This is a genomic window from Chitinimonas lacunae (genome assembly GCF_042650885.1).
Classification (GTDB): Bacteria; Pseudomonadota; Gammaproteobacteria; order Burkholderiales; family Chitinimonadaceae; genus Chitinimonas_A; species Chitinimonas_A lacunae.
The window spans coordinates 152215-173442 of the sequence record NZ_JBHSBU010000002.1 but is presented as its reverse complement, the minus strand read 5'-3'; the positions used below and the strand labels follow the sequence as shown (position 1 = coordinate 173442).

14 protein-coding genes are annotated in these 21228 nt (G+C 63.3%); 4 read left to right on the top strand and 10 right to left on the bottom strand.

Annotation, left to right across the window (positions count from 1 at the left end; translation table 11 throughout):
* Positions 1-148: 148 nt before the first annotated feature.
* Positions 149-2143, bottom strand: coding sequence for a CHASE2 domain-containing protein (locus ACFOW7_RS21105; RefSeq protein WP_378168419.1), 1995 nt, complete (start codon positions 2141-2143; stop codon positions 149-151).
* Between the two features lie 62 nt (positions 2144-2205).
* On the opposite strand from ACFOW7_RS21105, the gene ACFOW7_RS21100 reads away from it, so the two are divergent.
* Both ACFOW7_RS21100 and ACFOW7_RS21095 read left to right on the top strand, forming a co-directional pair.
* Positions 2206-5427 (top strand): FecR domain-containing protein, encoded by a 3222-nt coding sequence (locus ACFOW7_RS21100; protein WP_378168417.1) that lies wholly within the window; start codon positions 2206-2208, stop codon positions 5425-5427.
* Positions 5428-5601: 174 nt separating this feature from the next.
* A complete protein-coding gene (locus tag ACFOW7_RS21095) occupies positions 5602-6024 on the top strand; it encodes a hypothetical protein (protein ID WP_378168414.1) in 423 nt (140 codons plus the stop codon).
* A gap of 214 nt (positions 6025-6238) precedes the next feature.
* On the opposite strand, the gene ACFOW7_RS21090 is transcribed toward ACFOW7_RS21095, so the two are convergent.
* The 9 genes from ACFOW7_RS21090 to gspD are packed head-to-tail and all read right to left on the bottom strand — an operon-like array spanning position 6239 to position 16563.
* Positions 6239-7540, bottom strand: a complete 1302-nt coding sequence (locus tag ACFOW7_RS21090) for a protein kinase domain-containing protein (RefSeq protein ID WP_378168412.1) — start codon at positions 7538-7540, stop codon at positions 6239-6241.
* 26 nt (positions 7541-7566) lie between these two features.
* The gene (locus ACFOW7_RS21085) at positions 7567-9084 is read right to left on the bottom strand and encodes a S8 family serine peptidase (RefSeq protein WP_378168410.1); all 1518 of its coding nucleotides are present in this window, start codon (positions 9082-9084) and stop codon (positions 7567-7569) included.
* Between the two features lie 14 nt (positions 9085-9098).
* Positions 9099-9785, bottom strand: a complete 687-nt coding sequence (locus tag ACFOW7_RS21080; RefSeq protein WP_378168408.1) for a hypothetical protein — start codon at positions 9783-9785, stop codon at positions 9099-9101.
* Entirely contained in the window at positions 9736-11244 is a 1509-nt protein-coding gene (locus ACFOW7_RS21075; RefSeq protein ID WP_378168406.1) for a hypothetical protein, read from the bottom strand. Before ACFOW7_RS21075 ends, ACFOW7_RS21080 begins: the two co-directional genes overlap by 50 nt.
* The gene (locus ACFOW7_RS21070; protein ID WP_378168404.1) at positions 11241-12155 is read right to left on the bottom strand and encodes a hypothetical protein; all 915 of its coding nucleotides are present in this window, start codon (positions 12153-12155) and stop codon (positions 11241-11243) included. The genes ACFOW7_RS21075 and ACFOW7_RS21070 overlap by 4 nt, the downstream gene beginning before the upstream one ends.
* Positions 12152-12952 carry a PulJ/GspJ family protein gene (locus ACFOW7_RS21065; protein ID WP_378168402.1) on the bottom strand — a complete coding sequence of 267 codons (801 nt, stop codon included), beginning with the start codon at positions 12950-12952 and terminating at the stop codon, positions 12152-12154. Before ACFOW7_RS21065 ends, ACFOW7_RS21070 begins: the two co-directional genes overlap by 4 nt.
* Entirely contained in the window at positions 12952-13284 is a 333-nt protein-coding gene (locus tag ACFOW7_RS21060; RefSeq protein WP_378168400.1) for a hypothetical protein, read from the bottom strand. Before ACFOW7_RS21060 ends, ACFOW7_RS21065 begins: the two co-directional genes overlap by 1 nt.
* A 37-nt stretch (positions 13285-13321) precedes the next feature.
* Positions 13322-14122, bottom strand: coding sequence for an ABC transporter permease (locus ACFOW7_RS21055; protein WP_378168397.1), 801 nt, complete (start codon positions 14120-14122; stop codon positions 13322-13324).
* Positions 14122-16563, bottom strand: a complete 2442-nt coding sequence (gspD, locus tag ACFOW7_RS21050) for a type II secretion system secretin GspD (protein ID WP_378168395.1) — start codon at positions 16561-16563, stop codon at positions 14122-14124. Before gspD ends, ACFOW7_RS21055 begins: the two co-directional genes overlap by 1 nt.
* Positions 16564-17075: 512 nt before the next feature.
* On the opposite strand from gspD, the gene ACFOW7_RS21045 reads away from it, so the two are divergent.
* Positions 17076-18614, top strand: a complete 1539-nt coding sequence (locus ACFOW7_RS21045; protein WP_378168393.1) for a hypothetical protein — start codon at positions 17076-17078, stop codon at positions 18612-18614.
* Positions 18615-18724: 110 nt separating this feature from the next.
* The gene (locus ACFOW7_RS21040; RefSeq protein ID WP_378168391.1) at positions 18725-21178 is read left to right on the top strand and encodes a hypothetical protein; all 2454 of its coding nucleotides are present in this window, start codon (positions 18725-18727) and stop codon (positions 21176-21178) included.
* Positions 21179-21228: the final 50 nt, after the last annotated feature.

Sequence of the window (21228 nt, the reverse complement as noted above, 5' to 3'; positions counted from 1 at the left end):
TCGACTAGTATGAAGCCGGTCTGCTGCAAGACCGACCAATCAGCCGTGAATCGCCCGTCGGTTCACGGCTGTTCTTGAAGAAAAACAAAAAACGAGAAAATCTTGTGCAAGCAGATATTATGTAATAACGAATTTTAGAAAGTTTTCTTTACTTCTCTGTCAACACCCACTCCCCCGCCCAGTCATCCATCGGTGGCACGACCATGAATCCCTCGATCCGGTCGAGATAGCGAGGAGCCAGCGCATCGTCGGGCCAGCGCATCAGAATGTCCTGCCATAAGCGCTCGGCTTCCTCCCAATTGCCGGCGGCATACGCCTGCCAGGCTGCCTCGGTCGCAGCGATCAATAGCGGGTCCGGACAGGGCGTATAGAGGTCGGTCGTCTGCGCCCGACCCTTCACCCGCACCCGATCGACCCGACGCAGGCCGTCGCGCCGGCTGAGCCGCGTCACCGTCTCGCCGCTCAGCAGAATCACCGTACCGTAGAACTTGTTTGCGCCTTCAAGCCGCGCAGCCAGATTCACATCGTCACCCAGCGCCGTATAGCTGAAGCGCATGGGCGAGCCCAGATTGCCAACCACGGCATGGCCGCTATGCAGGCCGATCCGCATCGTCAGCGCCGGCCAGCCGTGTTCGGCCAGACGGGCGTTGATCGCCGGCATCGCCGCCTGCATGGCGCAGGCACAGGCCAGTGCTCGGTCGGCCTGGAGCGGATCGGCCAGCGGCGCCCCCCAGAAGGCCATGATCGCGTCGCCGATGAACTTGTCGAGCGTGCCCTCGCAGGCAAACACCTGCTGATGCATCGCCGCGAAATAATGGTTGAGCGCTTCGGCCACCTCGGCCGGGTCCATTCCTTCTGCCAGTGAGGCAAATCCCGCCAGATCGGTAAACATCACCGTCAGCTCGCGCTGACTGCCGCCCAGGGCCAGCCGCTCGGGATGGCGTTCCAGCTCGTGGACCAGCCGTTCCGGCAGATAGAGCGCCAACATCCGGCGGATTTCCAGCCGCGCCCGCCGCTCGCGCCGATAGACCAGATAGCCCTGGCCCAACTGCACCAGTCCCAAGGACAGCAGGGTCGGCAGCACCGGCAGCCAGACCTGCTGCCAGCGGAACAGGCCATAACCCAGCCCGACAAGGCCCAGGCTCAGCCAGGACACCACCAGGGCCTGCCGGCGCAGACCGCGCCCGCCGGCCAGGCCCACCAACAGCGTGACGCAGACGATCAGCAGCAAGGCGGACAGCCAGGCCGATGTGCGCTCGACCAGATGATGACCGACTGCATTGGCCACCAGCGTGGCATGCACTTCGACGCCGGGCGTGCGGTTGCCGTCGAGCGCGCTGTAGGGGGTCTTGAACAGATCGGGTTCGGCCACGCCGACGTCGATGGCTGCCACGCCGGTGCGTCCCACCATCACCAGACTGCCGCTCAGCGCCCCGGGCGCCACATGGCGCGATGCATCGAGTGCCTGCTGGACCGGCAGGTAGTCGAAGCTGCCGGCGGGGCCGAAGTAGCGGATATAGCGGTCCGGCCCGGTCGTCAGATCGGCCGCCACCTCATCGACCAGCCGTTCTAGCCGCTGTGCCAGCACACGCCATAGCGCGCCCTTGCTGTCGGGCTGGCGCCGCACCACATCGTCACGGTCTATCGCCACCTGCACCAGCGCCGTCTCAGCGCCGGCGGCCAGAAAACGCGGCAAGGGATCGACCCGGCGCCAGATGCGGCCAGCCGGCGTATCTTCGGTGACGATTTTCGAAGCAAGCACCACCTTGCCACCGGCACGGCGGATGGCCGCCTCGAAGGCAGCATCGTCAGCTTCGTTGGAAGGTTGATCGAACAGGACATCGAAGGCAATCAGCGCCACGCCCTGGTCCAGCAGACTGTCGATCAGTCTGGCGTGAAGGCGGCGCGGCCAGGGCCAGCGCTGGCCAGCCGCCTGGATCGAGGCGTCGTCGATCGCGACCACCACGATGGGCAGTGATTGCGGCGGTGCTGGCAGCGAGCGCGACCAGAGATCGTATTCGCGCCCGAGTTCGGCTTCGACCGGCGCCGTGGCCGTCAGCAACGCCAGCACGGCGCCGAGCAGCAGGCCCAGCACCCAGCCCAGACGGTGCCGCCACGGCGGCGGCAGGCGCAACGATGACATTGGGAGATCACTCATGAAGCCGTTAGAATGCCGGCCACTTCTTCCGCCAGTCAAACAGCACAATGCGCCGCGTCCTGACTACGCTCGTCTCCAGTTGCCTGTTCAGTTACGCCTTGGCCGATGGCGGCGAAATCGTCGCGCTCGCCGGCCGGGTCGATTACCGCGAAGCCAATGCCAGCGCCTGGCGCCCGGCCGTACTGCGCCAACAGGTGCAACCGGCGAGCTTTGTGCGGACCGGCGACGCCGCCAGCGTCGCCTTGCTGCTCAGCGACCGCACCCAGGTCAAGCTCGGCGCCAACAGCATGTTTCAACTGCGTGGCGTCGCCACGGGCGGTACCCGACTGTTCCTGCAACGCGGCAAGGCCTGGAGTCAGACCAAAAACGCTGGCGGCGGCCTGTCGATGGATACACCGGCCGTTACCGCCGGCATCCACGGCACCGACTGGGTGATGGAAGTCGACGAACGCGGCACCACCCGCGTCACCGTGCTGAGCGGCGTGGTGTCGCTTCACAACGAATACGGCCGCGTGGTGCTCAATAGCGGTGAGGAAGGCCATGTCGAAGTCGGCGCCGCCCCGATCCGGCGCGTGCTGGTCACGCCGCGCGAGCGGGTGCAGTGGGTCGGCATCTACCGGATCGACCCGCGCAGCTACCCTGAACTCGATGCCGCTGCCCGGCTGCAATTGGCCGAGCCGGTCCAACTGGCCCAGGAACTGGCACGCCGCCGCCGCGAGCAGCCCGAGGCACCGGCCTGGCTGCTCGGCGCAGAACTCGCGCTGCTGGCCGACCAGCCCGCAGAGGCGGCCAGCCTGATCGAGGAAGGCCGTCGCCGCTATCCCACCGAATTGCGCTTTGCCACGGTCGGCGCCCGGATCGATCTGTTCCATGACCGCTTCGCCGCCGCCCGTGCCCGGCTCGACGCCTTGCCTCCAGCGCAAGCCGACCAGATCGAGGCACTGCTGGTGCGGGGCGAGCTGGAGCGGCTCAGCGGCCACGGCATCCAGGCCCGCAACGCCTTCAGACGCGCCACCGAGCTAGCACCACACGACGGGCGCGGCTGGCTCGGACTGGCCCGGGTCGAGAGTGAACGCGATGCGCTGGGCGCAGCTCGTCACGCCATCGATGAAGCAGCGGCACGCCAGGAAGCGGTATCCCTCTCCGCCGGTCGTCTCGCTGCCGACAACGACCGGCTGACCGAGGCCAGACAGCATTTCGACGCGGCCCTGGCGCGCGACCCGGCGGACTATGAAGCCTGGACCGGGCTGGGACTGAGCCGGCTCAAGGCCGGCGACGAGCAAGGCGCCTTGGAGGCCCTGCTGCGCGCCAATGTGATCGAGCCGCGCTACGCCGCTGCCGTCAGCTATAGCGCCGTGGCCTACCATCGCCAGGGCAGAAGCGAAGTGGCGCTGGCCACGCTCGAGCGGGCCGCCGAACTCGACCCGCGCGATCCGCTGCCGTATTTCCTGCGCGCCGCCATCCTGCGCGAACTGGGCCGGCCGGCCGAGGCGCTCAGCGCTGCCCAGGGCGCGCAAAGCCGTCTGCCTTATCTCAAATCGCTCAACCGGCTGGCCACCGATCGCCAGGGCTCGCTGGCGCTTGGCGCCACGCCCGCCGATCTGGGCCTCGAAGCCTGGGCCGAATCCCTGGCGCAGGAAAGCGCCCTGCCAGGCTGGGCCGGCAGCCATCTGTTCCTGGCCGAACGGCTCGGCCGGGGTTTCTCGCACGACAGCGAATTGATGCAGGGCCTCTTGGCCGACCCGACCGTATTTGGCGTCGCCGGCCGCCGCCAGCCACTGCTCAGCCGTGCAGGCGACCACCTGAGCGTCGCCGGCCGCGTCACCTCGCAAGACAAGCACGACGGCGGCGAATGGCGACTCAGCAGCCAGGGTCTGCGCAATCACAGCACCCCCTGGGCCTATCTTCTCGACTGGCGACACCATGCCCATCCGCTGTCCCTGATCGACGGCGATATCGACCAGGCCACCGTGGGTCTGGGCTGGCGGCCGCGCGCCCAGACCGGTCTGTTTCTTTATGCAGGCGGAATCGATGGTGATTTCCAGCTGCGCAGCAACAAGGAATTCGTCGATCTGCGCCAGGCCCGGGTCGATCTGGGCTGGAGCGAACGGTTCGGCCCGCACACCCGCTGGTGGCTCAAATTGGGTGATGGCTACCAGTCCTGGCAGCAGGCGCTGGGGCAGCAGAACACCGACAACCGGATCGACGACACCGATCTGCGCTGGCGCCACGACGATGTTTTCCAGACGGTCCACCGCCTGTCCACCGGCGGCGAATGGATTGCTCAGGACCGCAACCGTCTGCTGGTGGCCAATCAGGGGCTGATTTCGATCGAGCATCAGGAGCGCAGCCGCGACAAGCTGCTGTGGCTGGCCTGGCGGACCGAGCAGGGACCACTTGCCATCGAAGCCCAGCTCGACTGGCATCGGCTCGAATTCAACAACCGCAATGTCACCCGCCACCGCAACAGCACCTCGCTCACCAGCCGTGGCCTTGCGCAACGGAGCACGCTGGGCAGTCGTTTCGGCCTGTCCTGGCATGGCGCCGGCATCTGGCGCTTTGCCTGGCAGGATTGGCGCAAACCGCTTGGCTCAGGCAGTCTGCTGCCAACCGCCACAGCCGGTATCGCACTCGATGACAGCACCGTCCTGCCCGGTGGCCGCCAGCAACGCGGCCGCCTGCAATGGGAATGGCAGGACCAGCGCCGCTTCGCCCGTCTCTATCTCGAACGCCAGACCATCGACAACCTCAGCCTCGATGGCTTGAATCCAGTCCTCAACACCCGCCCGGTCGCCGGCCGCGACACCCTGCTGGGCGATTGGGACCTGCCGCTGCCCGACGCCGACACCTTGCCCGGTCAGCCGGAATTCCCCGCTGGCCGCCTCGAGCGCGGCGGCATCGCCCTCGCCACCTTGCTGGACCAGCACTGGAGCCTTGCGGCCGATCTGGTCGGCCGCCACAGCCGCTACCGTGGCGGCCACCGCGCAAGCCTCAGCCCCGACGACACCCTGCCCAATATGCCGCGCCGGCAGGCCACCCTCAGCCTGAGCTGGCTCGACCACGCCTGGAAACTGAGTCTGCAAGGGGTCTACCGTTCGGCCTACCACGTCCCGCAGCTGGACGGCTACTTCCGCCGGACCGCGGGCTGGACCGGCAATCTGCGCGCCACCTGGCGCTCGCCCGAACGCGCCTGGCAACTCAGCCTGTTTGGCGACGAACTGGGCCGCTCAGGCAGCCGCTTTGGGGTCGGCTGGGAATATCGCTTCTGAGCGGCTCCGGCATCGGACATAAATAGAAATTTTTATGCAAATTAGTTGCCATAACTATTGCGGCAAATAATAGAAAATAAATAAATTCAGAAAATCTCTGAATACCCGACCGTCCCCAACGCGGACGGCCCGACTTTTATTTCAGGCATGCCCATTCCCGCCCCGGAGACCACCGTGTCCGCCCCCCTCTCCCTGCTGCGCCGACTGCTGCTGGCCTGCCCGCTGCTGCTCAGCCTGCTGCCCGCCCAGGCCCAGGACTTCTACCAGACTTATGTATTTGCCCGCGTTCCCCCGAGCCAGGGCGAGAACGAGAGGATCTACCGCTATACCCAGCGCGACGGCTGGCAGCCATATGACGGCCTTGCCAGCGAATATGCCCACGGCATCGTCTACGAGCCGCCGTTCTTCCAACTGCTGAGCCTGCTGCCGCCTGCACTGCAACAGCGACCAGGCACCCGCTTCTACCTTGGCTACGGCACCGACGAATTCGAGATGATCAGTCACTGCCGACTGGCCCGCTTCTTTGTCCTGCCCGACCAGAACGGCGAGATTCCCACCGCGCCGCGTCTGGCGCCGCTGTGCGCAGAGACGGAATAGATTGGCTTTGCATCAGCAGATCGTGATGTGTCCGGGCTTGGGACAGGCTGGCTCCGAGACAACATGGGCCGGGATGGCCTGGCTCGATATGGAGGTCCGGTATCGGGGGATGAAGCCATGGTATGCGCTGGAAGCATAGATACAGGCTTCATTGCATTTCCATTCCTTGAAATGAATTCAAAAAGCTATGCGTCTTTTGCATAGCGCTCTTTCATCAGGCCAAGGGATCGAGATCAGGGTCGGACAATTGCCGGTTGGTCGCCTGCAAGCGCTCGATCAGCAGGCGGATAAACGCTTTATCGAAGCGGGTCTGCAATTCGGGCGAGGCTTGACGCAGCGAATCCCCGCGAATCTTCAATACCGCGATATCGGTATCAGCCACCACGCTGGCTGTGCGCACCCGCTCTTCGGGGTTGAGATAGGCCATCTCGCCGATGCTGACGCCGGGTTCCAGTTCGGCAATCTCCCAGCCATGGCGGCTCACTTCGACCCGGCCGCGCGCCAGCATATAGAACGAGTCGCCGGGGCAGCCCTCGCGCATCAGTTCGGTGCCACGCGGCAGCTCATGCCAACTGCCCAGGCGCAGTGCCTCCCATAACATCACATCGGGAAATCCTGCAAAGAAGGGCATGGCCCGCAGCAGATTGAACTGTTCCAGCTGCGAGGCCGATTCGCTGTTACGCGGCAGATGCCGGGCGACGCCAGCGAGTTCGGCGGCAAACGCTTGCCAATCGGCATGACGCTCAGTCGGCCGCTTGGCCAGTGCGCGCTCGACGACTGCGCACAGCGCTTTGGGCAGTTCGGGCCGCATGGTCTTCAGCGGCGGCGCCTGCTCGTGGGTGATCTTGTAGATGGTGGCGAAATCGTTGTCGCCCTGGAACGGCCGCCGGCCGGCCAGCAGTTCGTACAGCACGACGCCCAGCGAAAAAATATCGGATTGATGGGTCAGCTCGGCTTCCCGCACCTGCTCGGGCGACATATAGGCCGGCGAGCCGATCAGGCCGAGCACCTGGGTCTGGTCGGAATGCAGCGCCAGGGCGGCGCCGAAATCGGTCAGCTTGAGTTCGCCGTCGCGGCTGCGCAGCAGATTGGCCGGTTTGATATCACGATGGATCAGGCCGAGCTGGCGGGCATGGTCGAGTGCATTGCAGCACTTGAAGGCAATCTCGATCACCTCGCGCACCGGCAACAGCGAATCGGGCGCCGTATAGGCTTCGAGCGATTCGCCGTCTACATACTCCATCACGATATAGGCGTCGCCGCCCAGGTCATCGAGTTCGGCGTCGAGCACCGCCACGATATGCGGATGCTGCAGGCGGCCGACCAGCGCGGCTTCGGTTTCAAGGAAATGTCGGTAGCGCGGACCGCGCCGTGGGTCGGCCAGCAGCGCCTGATGGGCCAGCTTGATCGCCACGGGGCTGCCCCGGAAACCGTCGCGGCCCAGATAGACCACCCCGGTCGCCCCCCGGCCAAGCTCGCGCTCGACCCGGTACTTTCCGATCTTGGCTGGCATCATGGCGGTCCAGCCTCCGCGCCGGACGACTACTTCAGGGTGAACGGCGACTCGACCACCGGCCCGATCAGCGCGCCCCGACTGGCATCGACCTGGGCGATGCGCCAGCGGTATGCCCCGGCGGGCAATCCGGCCAGCCTGAGCGCCGGAAACAAGCCACCACTACCGAATAATATGCCGGTTTGCTCAGCTGGACTGGCGTAGCCGCTCAACAGCGGCCGATAGCCTTGGCGCGCCACATCACGCCAGCCGCCGTCGGCCGTCAGGGCGAATTCGCCAAACGGGGTGAGCACGGTGGCGTAGAGATCGACTGGACCCATATGCTGCGGCAGACGGAAATCGACTTGCAGGCTGTCGGTGGCCGCATTCAGCACGGTGCTGCGCGGACGCAGCTCGGGAAGCTGGTCAAGCAGCAGGCGACCGATGTCGAGCCGCTTATAGCGGGTTTCGCCGATCAGCGGCTGGCCGGTGGCATTGAGCCTGGCCACGATATGGGCACGGTCGAAACGTGGCTCGACCTCGACCAGCGCGGCCACCGCGGCAGACACGGCCGGGGCGGCAAACGAGGTGCCGCTCTGGCCCACATCGTCAAAGCCGCCGCCCAGTTTGGCGCTACGGATATTCTCGCCGGGCGCCGCGATCGCAACTTCGGGGCCGTTGCGGCTATGCATGGCGATCGCATCGTCGGCAGTGCTCGACGCCACGGCGATCACATTGCTCAAGGTGGCGGGAAAACTGACTTCGATTCCCTGGTTGCCCGCTGCCGCCACCACGATGACGCCAGCGGCAACCGCGTGATCGACGGCGTTCTTGACCGTCTCGGTATCATTGTCGATTTCCAGACTCAGATTGATCACCCGCGCGCCCTTCTGGACCGCGTAATAGATCGACTCGGCAACGGCTGCCGAGGTAAAGGTGCCGGAACTATTGGGATTGATCTTGACCGGCAGCACCTTGGCTTTGGCCGCCAGGCCGCTGCCGCCCAGCGCATTGTCGCGCAGCGCCGCCACCACGGCCGCGACGCGGGTGCCGTGGCCATGCTGGTCCTGCGGGTCGCCATCGTTGTCGCCGAAATCGAAACCGGGCAGAAGATTGTCGCGCAGGTCGGGATGGCTCATGTCCACTCCCGAATCGACCACCGCCACCGTGACGCCACGGCCTTCGGCAATCGCCCAGGCCTGCCGGGCGCCCACCTTGTCGAGCCAGTCCTGGCTCGAGAACTTGGGGTCGTTCGGTGCCGTCACTGGGGTGGGCAGCGCGGCAAACTGGCCATACCAGTTCGGCTCGGCATATTCCACCCTCGGATCGGCCCGCAAGGTGGCAAGCCGGCGCTGTAGCGCATCGTTGCGCGCCCGCTTGGATGATCTGGCCGTTGCACTCAACCCCACCGATTCGACCCGCACGCCATGACCGATCGAGCGACCCGCGGCGCCGGCAAAGCTGCCGCCATCGCGATACTTGACCAGGATCTCGTCGGGAACAAGCCCGGTGGCCGCCTGAGCCGTTATCCACCACAGCGCCGCCACGGCGGCCGGACCGAACTTCATGCTGCTTACCTCGCTTACTTGGCCTTGGCGCCCTTGGGCTTGACCTCGGGCGCCATATAGAGCGCCTCGACCCGGGCGCGTACCTTGAGCTTGGGCAGCTCGATGGCCGGGTCACCTTCAAGACGGATTTCCGCGATCCGCATCAGGCGCTGGCTGGTCTGGATACTGTCGATCCAATGCACCACCTGTTCGGGCACGGCGGCGAACTCGGCATCGACCGCCACCACCGGCGAGGCCGGATGGCCCTTGACACTGCCCGTCAGCGGGGTGAGCTGCGGATTCTCGATCTTGACCCCGCCCAGCCGACCTTGCAGTTCACCCAGCAGCATCACGGCGGCGGCGTCAACATTCTCCGCCACGATGGCGCGGGCCTGTTCCTGCGGCAGTCGGGTCGAGTCGCGCTTGAGCGCCTCGTCGATCTTCTTGCGCATATCGACCAGCGCCTTCATACGGCGATATTCGACCGACTCGGTGCTGAAGCGCTTTTGAGTGGCATCGATGCGCTTGCTGCTCTCATCGACCCACAGCAGCAGGATCAGCAGCGCCGCCAGCGCGACGGCAAAGGGCTTGAAGCCCAGCAGGTGGTATAGCCGTCCGCTGTCGCGCTTCCAGCGCTGCATCGACTCGGCGAAACCGACCTGGATCGGTACCTCAGCGGGTTTTGCCGGTTTTTTCGGGGGCTGGCTTGGTGGGTTTTTCATCGATTTGCAGCAGGAAACGCGGCGACGGCTTAGCGGTCGCAGCCGGGGTTTGCGGGGAAGTCGAAGCGACAGCCGGCTGTGCGGCAACCGGTTGAGTCGTGGCCGGCTGTGGCAACGCAGGCGGTGCCTTGGCAGCGGGCGGCGACACGATCAGCTCAGGCGCAGTGGCCGCGCCGGGCGGCACGGCGGCAGCCGGCTTGGCAGCGGGCTTCGGTGGCGGCGGCGGCACATAGGGCTTGGCTGCCAGCGGGGTCTTTTCAAGCGCGGCGATCAGACGGGCATTGTCGAGCCCGGAACCTTCGATCGTAACCGTCTTGTCCTTGAAGGTGTAGGCCGTGAGCCAGGCTTCGGCCGGCAGATGTTCGCTGACCAGCGCCAAGGTATTGAGCGGCGAGCGGCTGGCCAGCTGGTCGAAGCGCTCGACCCGGCCCAGTTGATCCTGGATATGGAACAGCTCGCGCTGCTTGGCGGCAACCCGTCGATGATTGCTCTCGATCGAGGCCTTGTTGTCCTCGACGGTCTTGAGCTGGCCATTGAGCTTGCGCTCGTACCAGGACATCGAGGCAAATACCCCGAGACCCACCACGGCAAAGCCGATCGCCCAGGGGGTGATCTTGGCGTTAATGCTCTCGCGCTCGGGCGCCAGCCAGATGCCGCGCTCGCCCGTCAGCCATTGCCGGAACAGCGCATCGCTGAGCGGTCGCACCATTTCGGTCGGATGATAGTGACCGGATCGCTCGCGCACGGCCTGCTCGCATTCGGGACTCAGCCCGAAGCCATAGACGCCGGCCCGCTCGCCGCCCAGTCCCTGCAAGGCCAGAGTCAGCGGTTGCAGATGCGAAGGCGGGGCCAGCTCGACGGTCAGCTTGGCCGTGGTGGCGCGCTCGCCGTCGATGGCGTAGAGCGCCAGCGCCGTACCGCTTTGCTCGATACAGATGCCGCCACTGTTGCCAAGTCCGGTCAGATTCTCGAACAGACGCGGACGCGGATAGATCTCGACGAGCCGCATCCCCAGCCGCGCCAGCACGGCGCGACAGTCGGCCAGCCAGGCGCGGGGCAGCCAGTAGACCAGCAGGCGGGCCTTTTGCAGCTTGCCCTGGGTCTTGAGTCCGACCAATCGATGGCAGTGCACCAGCTCCTTGACCGAATACGGCAGGCGCGAGGCCAGCAGCTTCTCGGACAGTTCCAGCCAGTCTTCGGGCTTGACCTCGCTATAGGCCGACTCGACCACCCCGCCGATATCGGACGAAGGGGTGATCAGGCAAGGCGTCTGGGGCGGCACGGCCCATTCGAGCAGCAAAGGTCGCAGCGTGGCCTGGAATTTCTCGGCAAAGGTTTCCTGGGCGCGTCCCTCGCGCCAACCCAGCCAGGCATGACGGACTCTGGCCCAACCGCGCCAGTTGCGCCGGTAAAGGCCGACGTCGACGCCGGCCTGATCGATGGCTAACACTAACTTCACGGCTTGGCGGCCTCTTCTTCCTCGGTATCCACCTCGCTGATCGGGGTGGTTTTGTCATGCAGTTTGAAACTACGGATCTTCCACTTGCCGCGATCGCTGATAAAGGTGGCCTCGGCCCAACGGCCGTCTTCCACCGCCCGCAGCGTGGCGCGGTACATATCGCCGGCCCCGAGAAACGGCTGGATCTCGGGACCGATCTCTTTGATCGTTTGGGCATTGGCTTCACCGGCCCGACGCAGCGCCCGCAACTTGTCGAGCTTGCTCTCGTCCCAGCCGGTCAGCGCCGCCACCAGCAACAGATCGGTCGTCACCGGATCGACCTTGCGGCTATTGGTGCCAATGCTCAGATAATCGACCAGCCCCTTGGGCCGGCCGTCCTCTTCACCGATCCCGCCGTCGATCAACTGGCGCGGGATGGCAGCAATGCCACGGATCGCGTCGAAGTTCGGATAGCCCGACGGCGGCCGGTTGCCGACGATCAGCTTGGCAAAGACTTCGGCCTCCTTGGCATCAGCCCCGAGCGACACGAACAGCCGGGTCAGCTGGGCGTCGTCGAGCTGGTTGATATCGGGCGGAAACGGTCTGATCGCCAGATCGATCTCGACTTGCTGGCCATCGAGGTCCAGCGTGCCGGTATGGCCTTCGCTCCAGCGCTCGATCTTCGACACGGCCGGGTCCTTGACCTGAACCAGGGGCTCGATCGCCACCGACATGGCAATCTGCGCCAGGGTGTATTCGGCTGCATTGCGGATCAACAGCTCCGACTGCATGCGCTCCTTATTGTTGGCAAACAGCTGGAAACCCACCCGCTGCTTGTACGCCACCGATAGCGCCAGCATGCCCAACACCAGCAGCGTTCCCAATACATACAGCAGGATATAGCCGCGCTGGCGGCGCAAAGAGGTCTTCATTCCTGCCGCACCAAGGGAAATACCACCGGCGGCTGCTCCAGACTGCCATCGCCCAGCCGCAGACCGAGTGCACGCGGCATGCCGGGTTTTTTCCATTCATCGAGCCATATGGCCTGTTTCAATTCGATCGGCTCGGCCTTGCCCGTAGGCGCCAGCGACTCGACCGGCTGCGGGGCCGGTGGAGCCATTGCAGCAGCCGGGGACGGGGTTTGTCCGCCGTTCTTGGCAGGCTCGGGCTCTTCCACCGTCAGATAGGAGAAATCGCACTGGCGCAGGCCGCGCATCAATACTTCGAGCTGCTCTGGCTCGATCACGGCGGGTTCTGCTTCAACGTCCTCTTCCTTCTTGGGCCCTTCGAGTTCACCTGGCGCCTGGCCACCGGTGGACGCCGCCGCTTTCTCGGCATCACCCCGGCTCGGGCGCGGCGACTGCCAGCTCTGTTCGAGCCGGTAGGTCGGCGACTCGGCACCGGTATCCTCTTCGACACAGCGCAGCACGATCTCGGCGGGCCGGTCGGCAAAGCCGCCGGCTTCCACGCCATGGCGACTGACAAAAGTGACCGACAGGGCGTCGCCGCTGAAATCGCTGATCTTGCCCGGTTCGAGCTCGACCCGGAGCAGTCGGGTCACCGCCAGCATGTCCTGCAAACTGGCGTAGAACGCCTGGCCACGGTCGACATAGCGAATGCCGAGACGGAAGGCGACGACCAGCGCCACGCTGATCGCCGCCGCCAGGGTCAGCGCAATAATCAGTTCAAGCAGGGTAAAGCCCGCCGACGCCCGTGGCCGTACCGGCATCAAGGCTGGGCCGGCTTGGCCGGCGCAGCCGGCATCTTGTCGTCTTTGGGCTTGGCCGCATCAGCCGTCTCGACCGGCTGAGTCACCACAAAGGGATTGGGGGAGGAGTTCTTCGGTTGCTTCTTGGCCCATTCGATCGCCTCTTTGAGGTTCATCGCCCGGGTGGGTGCTTCCTGGGTCTGGGCAGCCGGTTGGTTCTGCTGCTGGGCGGCCTCGATGGCCTGTTGCAGGGTAGGTGCCGGAGCCGGCGTGGGAGCAGGAGCCGGCTTGGCTTCTTCAGCCAACACACCCACCATCAGACCGGCAGACAACAAAGCGACTAGCGTTTTCATCAGTTTTCCTTTCACGGCGCGATCATCATGATCGCCGTTACAACACGTCGGCAAATCCCGGTCTGGTGAAATTAAACCAGCGATAGCCGATCACCACCGCTACCAAGCCCACCAAGGCATAGATGCCCAGACCCGCCCAATCGGGCGTCAGTCCCTGGATCATCACCGCACGACCTTGTTCAATCGGAAAACTCAGGGGGTTGAACAACAACCACCCACGCATCGATTCGGGCAGACGGTCGAGCGGATAGAACACAGGGCTGACAAAGGTCAACAGCGTCATCAGCATCTGCACGCCCTGACCGATGTCGCGTACATAGGCACCGGTCGCGGCCAGGAACCATGACAGTCCCAGGGTCAACAACAGCAGGGGCAGCATGACCAGCGGCAGATACAGCAAGGTAGCGTGCAGCGTCTGGTGAACATAGAAGTAAAAGGTTCCCCAGATGGCCAGCCCGATCAGGAAATGGGTCAGCGAAGACAGCAGCGACACGCAAGGCAGGATAGCCAGCGGAAACACCACCTTCTTGACGTAGTTGCCATTGCTCGTGACCAGCCCCGGCGCACGCGCCACATTGTCGGAGAAGAATTGCAGAAACAGCATGCCGGCAAACACATTGAGGGCGAAATCGGCTTCACTGCCGCCGGAGCCTTCGCTCCATCTGGCCTGGAATACGCTGCTGAACACCCAGGTATAGACGCCCAACATCAGCAAAGGCGTCAGGATGGCCCACAGCCCCCCCAACCAGGAGCCACGGTAGCGCTGCGCGACTTCACGCAGCGCCAGTTGTCCGACCAGGAAACGCAGGCCGTACCAGCGTTGCAAACGAGCCTGCATCAACGTTCCCGGAAAGATTTGATGGGTTGTTTGGCAGCCGAGGCAGGTGCCGGTGCTGCTGCCGGCACCGGCGCAGGCGCCGGTTGCGGTGCCACCACCGGGGCCGGGGCCGGAGCCACCACCGGCGCGGGCAGCGGGTTGGCCAAGGCAGCCTGACGCGGCAGGGACAGTTGACGCAGCTTCATGTCCTTGAGGAAGGCCGTCACCTCTTCGAGGCTCGATTCAAACTCTTTGGACAGATGGGCCGCGTCATCCTGGTTGCGCACCACATACGGAGTCAGCGTCAGGAACAGCTCGGTACGTTTGACGATCTTGGAACTCTGCTTGAACAGATTGCCCAGTACCGGCACATCCTTGAGGTAAGGCAGACCGGCTTCGGTGTCGTTGCGCTTTTCCTGGATCAGGCCACCGATCACAAAGGTCGAGCCTTCCTGCACCGACACTTCGGTCTCGACCTCGCGCTTGGAAAAGCGCGGCCGGGTGGTATCGGCGCCCGAGATCACATCGCTGACCTTCTGCGACACATTCATGTTGACCAGGCCCGAGTCATTGATATTGGCCTTGATCTTGAGACTCAGACCGGTCTGCCGATAGGTGATCGACTCGGTCAGCACATTGGAGGCATTGGTGGTGGTCGAACCGCTGGTGGTCGAGCCGACATTGGTGATCTGACCGGTGGTGACGGGCACTTCGTCACCGATCTCGATCGAGGCATCCTTGCCATCGCTGGCCATCAGTCGCGGCGAGGACAGCAGATGGACATTGCCTTCACCTGCCGCGGCTTGCAGGGTGGCCAGGAAGATATCGTTGCCGCTGGCGTCCTTCTTGCCCGAGAGAATGTTGTAGACCAGGCCGCCTGCATCCTTGGCCAGCGGCTGCGAGAAGCCGGCCACGGCCTTGAAGGCCTTGCCATCGATCCGCACGCCTTCGTTGAGCAGGTTCCACGAGATACCGAACTTGGTCGAATCCTCGAGCGTCACCTCGATGATATTGGCCTGGATCAGCACCTGACGCGGTGCCACATCGAGCTGGTCGAGCAGCTTGAGGATTTGCAGATAGTCCTGCCGGCTGGCCTTGATGATCAGCGAGTTGGTCTTGTCGTTCGGGATGATTGCCACTTCGCCCGACAGGCCGCTGCCGGTCGCCGTAGTAGTTGGGGTCGGCCCTTTCTGGATCACCCGCGTGGCCGTGCCGCCACTGCCCGAGGTGGACGACGAGGAAGAGGAGGAAGACGATGAGGAAGCGATCGCTGCGCCACCGTAGATCTGGCTAATCAGGCTGGCCAGATGTTCGGCCGAGCTGTTCTTCACCGTATAGATATTAATACGCGAGCCCAGGCCTTCCTTTGGCACGACGTCGACTTCCTTGATGCGACGGCGGGCGCTTTCGAGAATCTCACGGCTCTGTGCACCGACCAGAATGGCGTTCATACGCTTGATCGGCATAAAGAACACCTTGTTCGCTTCCACCCCTTGCCATTGGTAGAGCTGGGAGGCTTTGAACAGGGTCTCCATTTCCTTGGCGACTTCAGTCGCATCGCCATTTTCGATCTGGATCATCTCTACCTGCACTCGGGCCAGGTAGTCGATATCGAAGGCTTCGACCAGCTCCTGGAGCTTGCGGATATTGCGGGCCCGGTCGGAGATGATCAGGTAGCGATTGGTCGGGTCGTTGATCAGCACCGCATTGGGGCTGATGAAATTCTTCAGCGGGGCAATCATCGCGCTGGGCTGCACAAAGCGCGGTGCGAAAATCTGGATCATGGCGCCGTTGTCGCCAACCGAGCTGCCCGAAATGCCTGGGTCGCGCGGCGCCAGCGTATCGCGGATCACCTTGTAAACATTGCCTTCGCGCACGATCGACACGCCATTGAGTGCCAGCACGCTTTGCAGCACGCCAAACAGGTCTTCGGCGCTGACCGGAGTCAGGCTGTTGATATTGACCTTACCAGTGACGCCGGGCTCGATCACATAGGGTACGTTGAGCACTTCACCGAGCACCGTCTGCACGACTTCATAGATGTCGGCGTTGTCGAAGCGCAACGTGGTGCCCCCGCCGGAAGCGAGCTTGGGTTGCTTGATCGACACCTGATTGCCAGGGCGGATCGGGTCGGGTTTCCATTCATCGACAGGCTTCACATCGACCGGGACAGCCGGAGCGGGTGCCACCGCCGGTGTTGCTGGGGCCGGAGTCGGTGCGGCAGGCGCTGTCGTGGGCGCCGGGATCGGTGGTTTGGCCGCGTTGGGGTCAGCCGGCGGCTTAGGCAGTGCGGTAAAGGGATTGGGAGAGGTCGGAGCCTTGCCACTGCGCGCAGCATTCAGCGCATCGAGCAGCGACTGCGGAGCGGCGGGCTGCTGGGGCGGCTTCGGCGCTTCCTCGGCGTGGGTGGTGGCGACAAGGAGCAGGGAGGCCGTCAAGGCCGGCAGTCTGAACTTATACATGCAGCTCGATCAGTTAATTAAGTGTGGTTGACGGGGCAGATCTGCGCTTAGTCCGGCGCAGGTCGCGCCAGTTCCACCCTCGCATTGAACCGAAATCCTACGATTATAGGGTATGCCGGTGTAGTGAGCGAGCGTGATACAGGATTGCCGCAATGACCGCCTGATCTGCCTCCCCTTTTGACCAGCCCCAAGCGGGCGATAAAAACGGGGAAAGCGCTATATATTATTAGTGTCACGAACTGTTGTCCTTGAGCAACGTTCTCTTCGTCAGTATTTGTATATAAAGTACAGTCCCATACGGTCGGCGCTTGCTAATGCCCATGCCTGCTGATATATTCGCCGCGTGTTACTGTGGCATGCCAATGGGTAGGTGCGACTAATTAAGTTGCGGAACTACAACTTGGCAAAGTATGGGGAACTGCACCCAGCCTGGCGTGGCGGGTACAGGGTAACACTGGTTAGCAAGTTCACCTTTCTAATCAAAACCTTATTTCCTAACTGGAGAGTCATCAATGATGAAGAAAAAGATCCTGCCGTCGGCCGTAGCTATGACGTTTGTAGCCGGCTTGGTGGCTAGCGTTCCCGCTCACGCTGTCCGCATGTCGGAAAACGGCGCAGGTCAGGTTCTGTTGGGTACCCAGTACGTGCTGACCAATATTGCTGGTGGCGAAAACTACACCAACAACAGCATCCGCGTTCTGAACCCGAACACCACCAACGCCGTCAAGGCCAAGCTGGTTCTGCGTTCCAAGAAGTACTCCCTGGAGTGTTTCGATACGGTTCTGTACTTGTCCCCGGGTGACGTGGCCGTAGTTAACCTGAGCGTGAACAGCACCGCCGCTGACGGCGCCGTTGGCAAGCTGCGTGTTACCTCGCAAGACGACTCCATCCTGTCGCGTCGTCTGACCGACGGCACCCTGGTGTTCGCCTCGCAAATGGACGCCACCGGCAAGTTCATTGCTCCGTTCGCCAAGGTGGTTGACGAAAACACTCTGGCTTCCTTCAAGGCCGCCAATGTTGCTGCCACTGAAGATACCTGCCTGCAAGGTCACATCGAAGTGGTCGGCGCCTACGCCGCTCAAGACCTGGTCTCGGTTTCGGCCGGCGCCCCGGTGCAAGTGATTCAAGGCATGTCCAAGCACAACCTGGCTCGTATCTTTGATACGTCCAAGTCGCAGCTGAACGCCCTGAACGCCAACACCACCCGCATCACCAACAACTCGACCGGCTTCGCCGATCGTGAAACCCGCGTGGACGACTACTCCCGTCGCGTCCAACTGAGCGGCGTGGTGGAAATCAGCAAGGCCGACGACCGCCTGCTGACTCCGCTGATCGCTCTGCGCGAAGGTATCAACCCGAACACCACCTCCCTGAGCACCCCGGTTATCTCCAACCCGGTGTTCGACGTGACCGTTGGTTCGGAAACCTTCCTGGGTTCCACCTTCGATGACGCTCTGACGACTAACCCGTCGGCTATCAACGGCGACAACATCAACGACATCGAAGCCGCTCTGGCGACTTCCTCCCTGCGTGGCTTCTACGAGAACGTCGCAGGTCAACGCAGCGTGCTGGCTGCTCTGACCTTCCCGACCAAGTATCGCCACATCCTGGGTGCCGCGCCGTTCACCGGCAAGTGGGGTGAGCCGTTCTACAACGACGCTTCCGGTTCGATCGCTTACGGCGCTACGCTGTTCGACGAACAAGAGCGTTCGGGTGTGGCCGGCGTTGGTGAAGTTTGCGTGGTTTCGCCCTGCCCGATCGTTACCCCGACCGGTCAATTCCTGAACCACGAAGTGAACTTCCCGGTTGTGATCTCGTCGGCTGATGGCACCGGTTTCAACCCGGCCAACGGCTGGTACAACATGGTCCTGACGGGTGTAGGCGGTCTGCCGCGCTACTCCAACCCGCTGGGCGGCGCTGCCTTCACGGCTCCGGCCTACGCTGGCATCCCGACCATCGGCTACACCCACTACTACCAGATCGTGGGTGGCCGTATCTCCCGCTCGGTGGTGGAACCGCTGGTCCGCAACAACAACGTCGATATGAACTAATCTTTAGTTTATATTTACCGTTGAGCAGTAAGACAAAAGCCCGCGCAAGCGGGCTTTTGTTTAGTATGATGCAACACAGTCCTACCTTGACTCTGAATTTAGAGGTTGCAATGTACAAGCTTCGACGGACGGCTCTGATTCTGGCCGCCTCCCTGGGCGCAACCGCGGCCCACGCAACGTTCTACACGATCGATTCTGCCCCCCGTCTGCTCAAGCCCGCCGAGCAGGCAGCCACCACATCGGATACCTTCCTCCCCATTACTCAGGTCGAGCCAGGTCTCAGAGCTTATATTCTTCCTTATTCAGTTTCCAGCTCGCGTGTCGCCACACCTGGCAATATGCCGACCACCTGGGAAAACGGCACGCTGAAGGCTGGTGCCGTACTTCAACTCCGCATTCTGGTACCGCCCGGTGTAAGCACCGTTCTGCTCGATACCACCTCGGCGACCAACTTCGGCACCTATAGCGGTACTTCGGGACGCAACCTGTTGCTGTGCCCCAATATCCCCGTGCCGACCAGCACCTGCCCGGTCAGCTATATGCCCTCGGTGAGTTCAAGCGAAGGCTATATCGATTACACCGACCGCACCCATTTCGGCGAAGGCAGTGCCGCGCCGCTGGCTGGCGCACTGTTCCCCAACGCCGATATGTCCGGCGCCTCGGACAAGCCGCGCTGGTTCAACTTCTACTATTTCGTCCCGTCCAGTCACGGCGGTGGCGGTATTCTGCTCAACAGCTTCGGCCTGCGCATGTTCCTGGACAACCAGGCAAACGTAGATCTCTACAACCGCTGGTTGGCCGCTCGCCCTTGGTCTTCCCACAGCATCCCGGGTGTTGCCAAAGAAGCCAGTTGTGATGGCCTGCAACAGAACTGGGTCTCCGACTGTAGCGGTGTCGCCCCGTGGCCCGGCCAAGTCGTCGGCCCGACGCCTGGGCCGACGGCCCTGGCCTTCGGTGCCCGTACCGGTGCTGAACTCAACGCGGTGGTCGAGTCGTCCGAGCTGACCCAAGCCGGTAACGGCGGCCCATGGCAAGTCTCGATCACTGGTGGCGAATACAGCCTCAACGGCGCTGCCTATACCAGCCAGAATGGCCAGATCAAGATCGGCGATCGGATCAAGCTCCGCCTCACCACGGCCGGTACCCCGCAGACCTCGCGTCAAGCCGTGTTGACCGTTGGTACGATCTCCTCGACCTTTGCCGTCACCACCAAGGATCAAGCCACCCAGCTCCTGTCGGTCATTGCACTCAAGGATGGCCAAGGCAAGGTGTTCACTGGTCGTAGCGCCAGCCTGCTCGATGAGCAGGTCCGTATCACCGAATCACAGCTCGGTGCACTCAAAGGTAGCGTGCGCGCCCAACTGAGCGGCAACGCCAAGTTCTCGCTCGGCTCGACGATCAGCTTCAGCGCCGACCGCGCCGGCGTTGGCGAACCGGTCCCGATCAAGATCACAGCTCAGAATGCCAGCGATCTGCCGATCGACCTGCCGACCGATCCGGGTGATCGGGTAACGGGTTACTTGCAGATCGGCAACGGTGCCCCGCTGCAACTCGATCTTGGCAATGTCACCACCCCAGGCGAGCTGACGCTCAATCTGAGCGGAGCGCTGAGCAATAGCACCAAGATCGCCCAGGTCGTGGATGCCACCACCTATCCCAATCTGTCGAGTCAGGTCGCCCTGACGCCTGGCGGCAGTGCCGTGGCGGTGCCCGAGATCAAGATCGCCGAATCGACCAATGGCGCGCTGGCACTCGATGGCAATAAGACCCTGGCTATTCTGCTGCCCAACGATGTCACCTTCGACACCGCCGCAGCGCCCACCCTGGCCGTCAGCAATGCCTCGGGCGTCCTGGCTACGGTTCAACTGACTTCGAGCTTCGGTAGCACCGGCCGCGATCTCAAGTTGACCCTGCCCGACACCTGGGACAGCGCCAAGACCGGCCCCTACACCATCTCGATCAAGGGTCTGAAGATCCAGGCCAGCAGCAATGCTGTTGCCAGCGATCTGGAAGCGGTGGTGGGCGGCGCCAAGCTGACCGGCACGGTTGCCCTGTCTGACGCCGATATCGGCTGGGACTACGGCGCCAAGGCCACCCGCAAGGGCATCAAGCTCGGTACGGTCGGTCAAGGCGAGATTCCGTGGACCATCAGCCCGGGCCTGGTCAGTGTGGCCGACCCCAAGAGTGCCGTGATCAGTGGTATCAAGATCAAGGCCAACAGCAAGGATCTGGGCAAGCCTGGTGCCAGCTTTGTCGCGGCCATCCTCGACAAGACCCTGCTGTTCCTGACGCCGGCGGGCTGGCTGCCTTATAGCGATCTGCTGAACTGCTACGCGACCAATAGCTGCCAAGGCCGTCAACTGGCCTTCCAGAAGGTCGATAAGCTCGACGGCTTCACGATCGATGTGCTGCCGCAGGCCTTCGATATCAGTGCGCTCAAGCCTTTGCAGCTGATCATCGGCTACGGTGCCGGCAATGCCGACAACCCGCTGCCGTACGATCCGGCTGGTGCCTTTGGCAGTATGCTCAAGGGTGGCAACTTCAAGGTCATCTACAACCAGTAACGCAGTTCCCCAACTTGCGCTCAAGACACCCCGGACCACCGGGGTGTTTT

What these genes read in the sequence shown, in the direction of transcription:
- ACFOW7_RS21085 (WP_378168410.1), bottom strand. Translation starts at nt 9,084, where the DNA reads ATGAAGTTCGGTCCGGCCGCCGTGGCGGCGCTGTGGTGGATAACGGCT.
- ACFOW7_RS21040 (WP_378168391.1), top strand. Translation starts at nt 18,725, where the DNA reads ATGTACAAGCTTCGACGGACGGCTCTGATTCTGGCCGCCTCCCTGGGC.
- ACFOW7_RS21060 (WP_378168400.1), bottom strand. Translation starts at nt 13,284, where the DNA reads ATGAAAACGCTAGTCGCTTTGTTGTCTGCCGGTCTGATGGTGGGTGTG.
- ACFOW7_RS21090 (WP_378168412.1), bottom strand. Translation starts at nt 7,540, where the DNA reads ATGATGCCAGCCAAGATCGGAAAGTACCGGGTCGAGCGCGAGCTTGGC.
- ACFOW7_RS21080 (WP_378168408.1), bottom strand. Translation starts at nt 9,785, where the DNA reads ATGAAAAACCCACCAAGCCAGCCCCCGAAAAAACCGGCAAAACCCGCT.
- ACFOW7_RS21065 (WP_378168402.1), bottom strand. Translation starts at nt 12,952, where the DNA reads ATGCCGGTACGGCCACGGGCGTCGGCGGGCTTTACCCTGCTTGAACTG.
- ACFOW7_RS21055 (WP_378168397.1), bottom strand. Translation starts at nt 14,122, where the DNA reads ATGCAGGCTCGTTTGCAACGCTGGTACGGCCTGCGTTTCCTGGTCGGA.
- gspD (WP_378168395.1), bottom strand. Translation starts at nt 16,563, where the DNA reads ATGTATAAGTTCAGACTGCCGGCCTTGACGGCCTCCCTGCTCCTTGTC.
- ACFOW7_RS21105 (WP_378168419.1), bottom strand. Translation starts at nt 2,143, where the DNA reads ATGTCATCGTTGCGCCTGCCGCCGCCGTGGCGGCACCGTCTGGGCTGG.
- ACFOW7_RS21070 (WP_378168404.1), bottom strand. Translation starts at nt 12,155, where the DNA reads ATGAAGACCTCTTTGCGCCGCCAGCGCGGCTATATCCTGCTGTATGTA.
- ACFOW7_RS21045 (WP_378168393.1), top strand. Translation starts at nt 17,076, where the DNA reads ATGATGAAGAAAAAGATCCTGCCGTCGGCCGTAGCTATGACGTTTGTA.
- ACFOW7_RS21100 (WP_378168417.1), top strand. Translation starts at nt 2,206, where the DNA reads ATGCGCCGCGTCCTGACTACGCTCGTCTCCAGTTGCCTGTTCAGTTAC.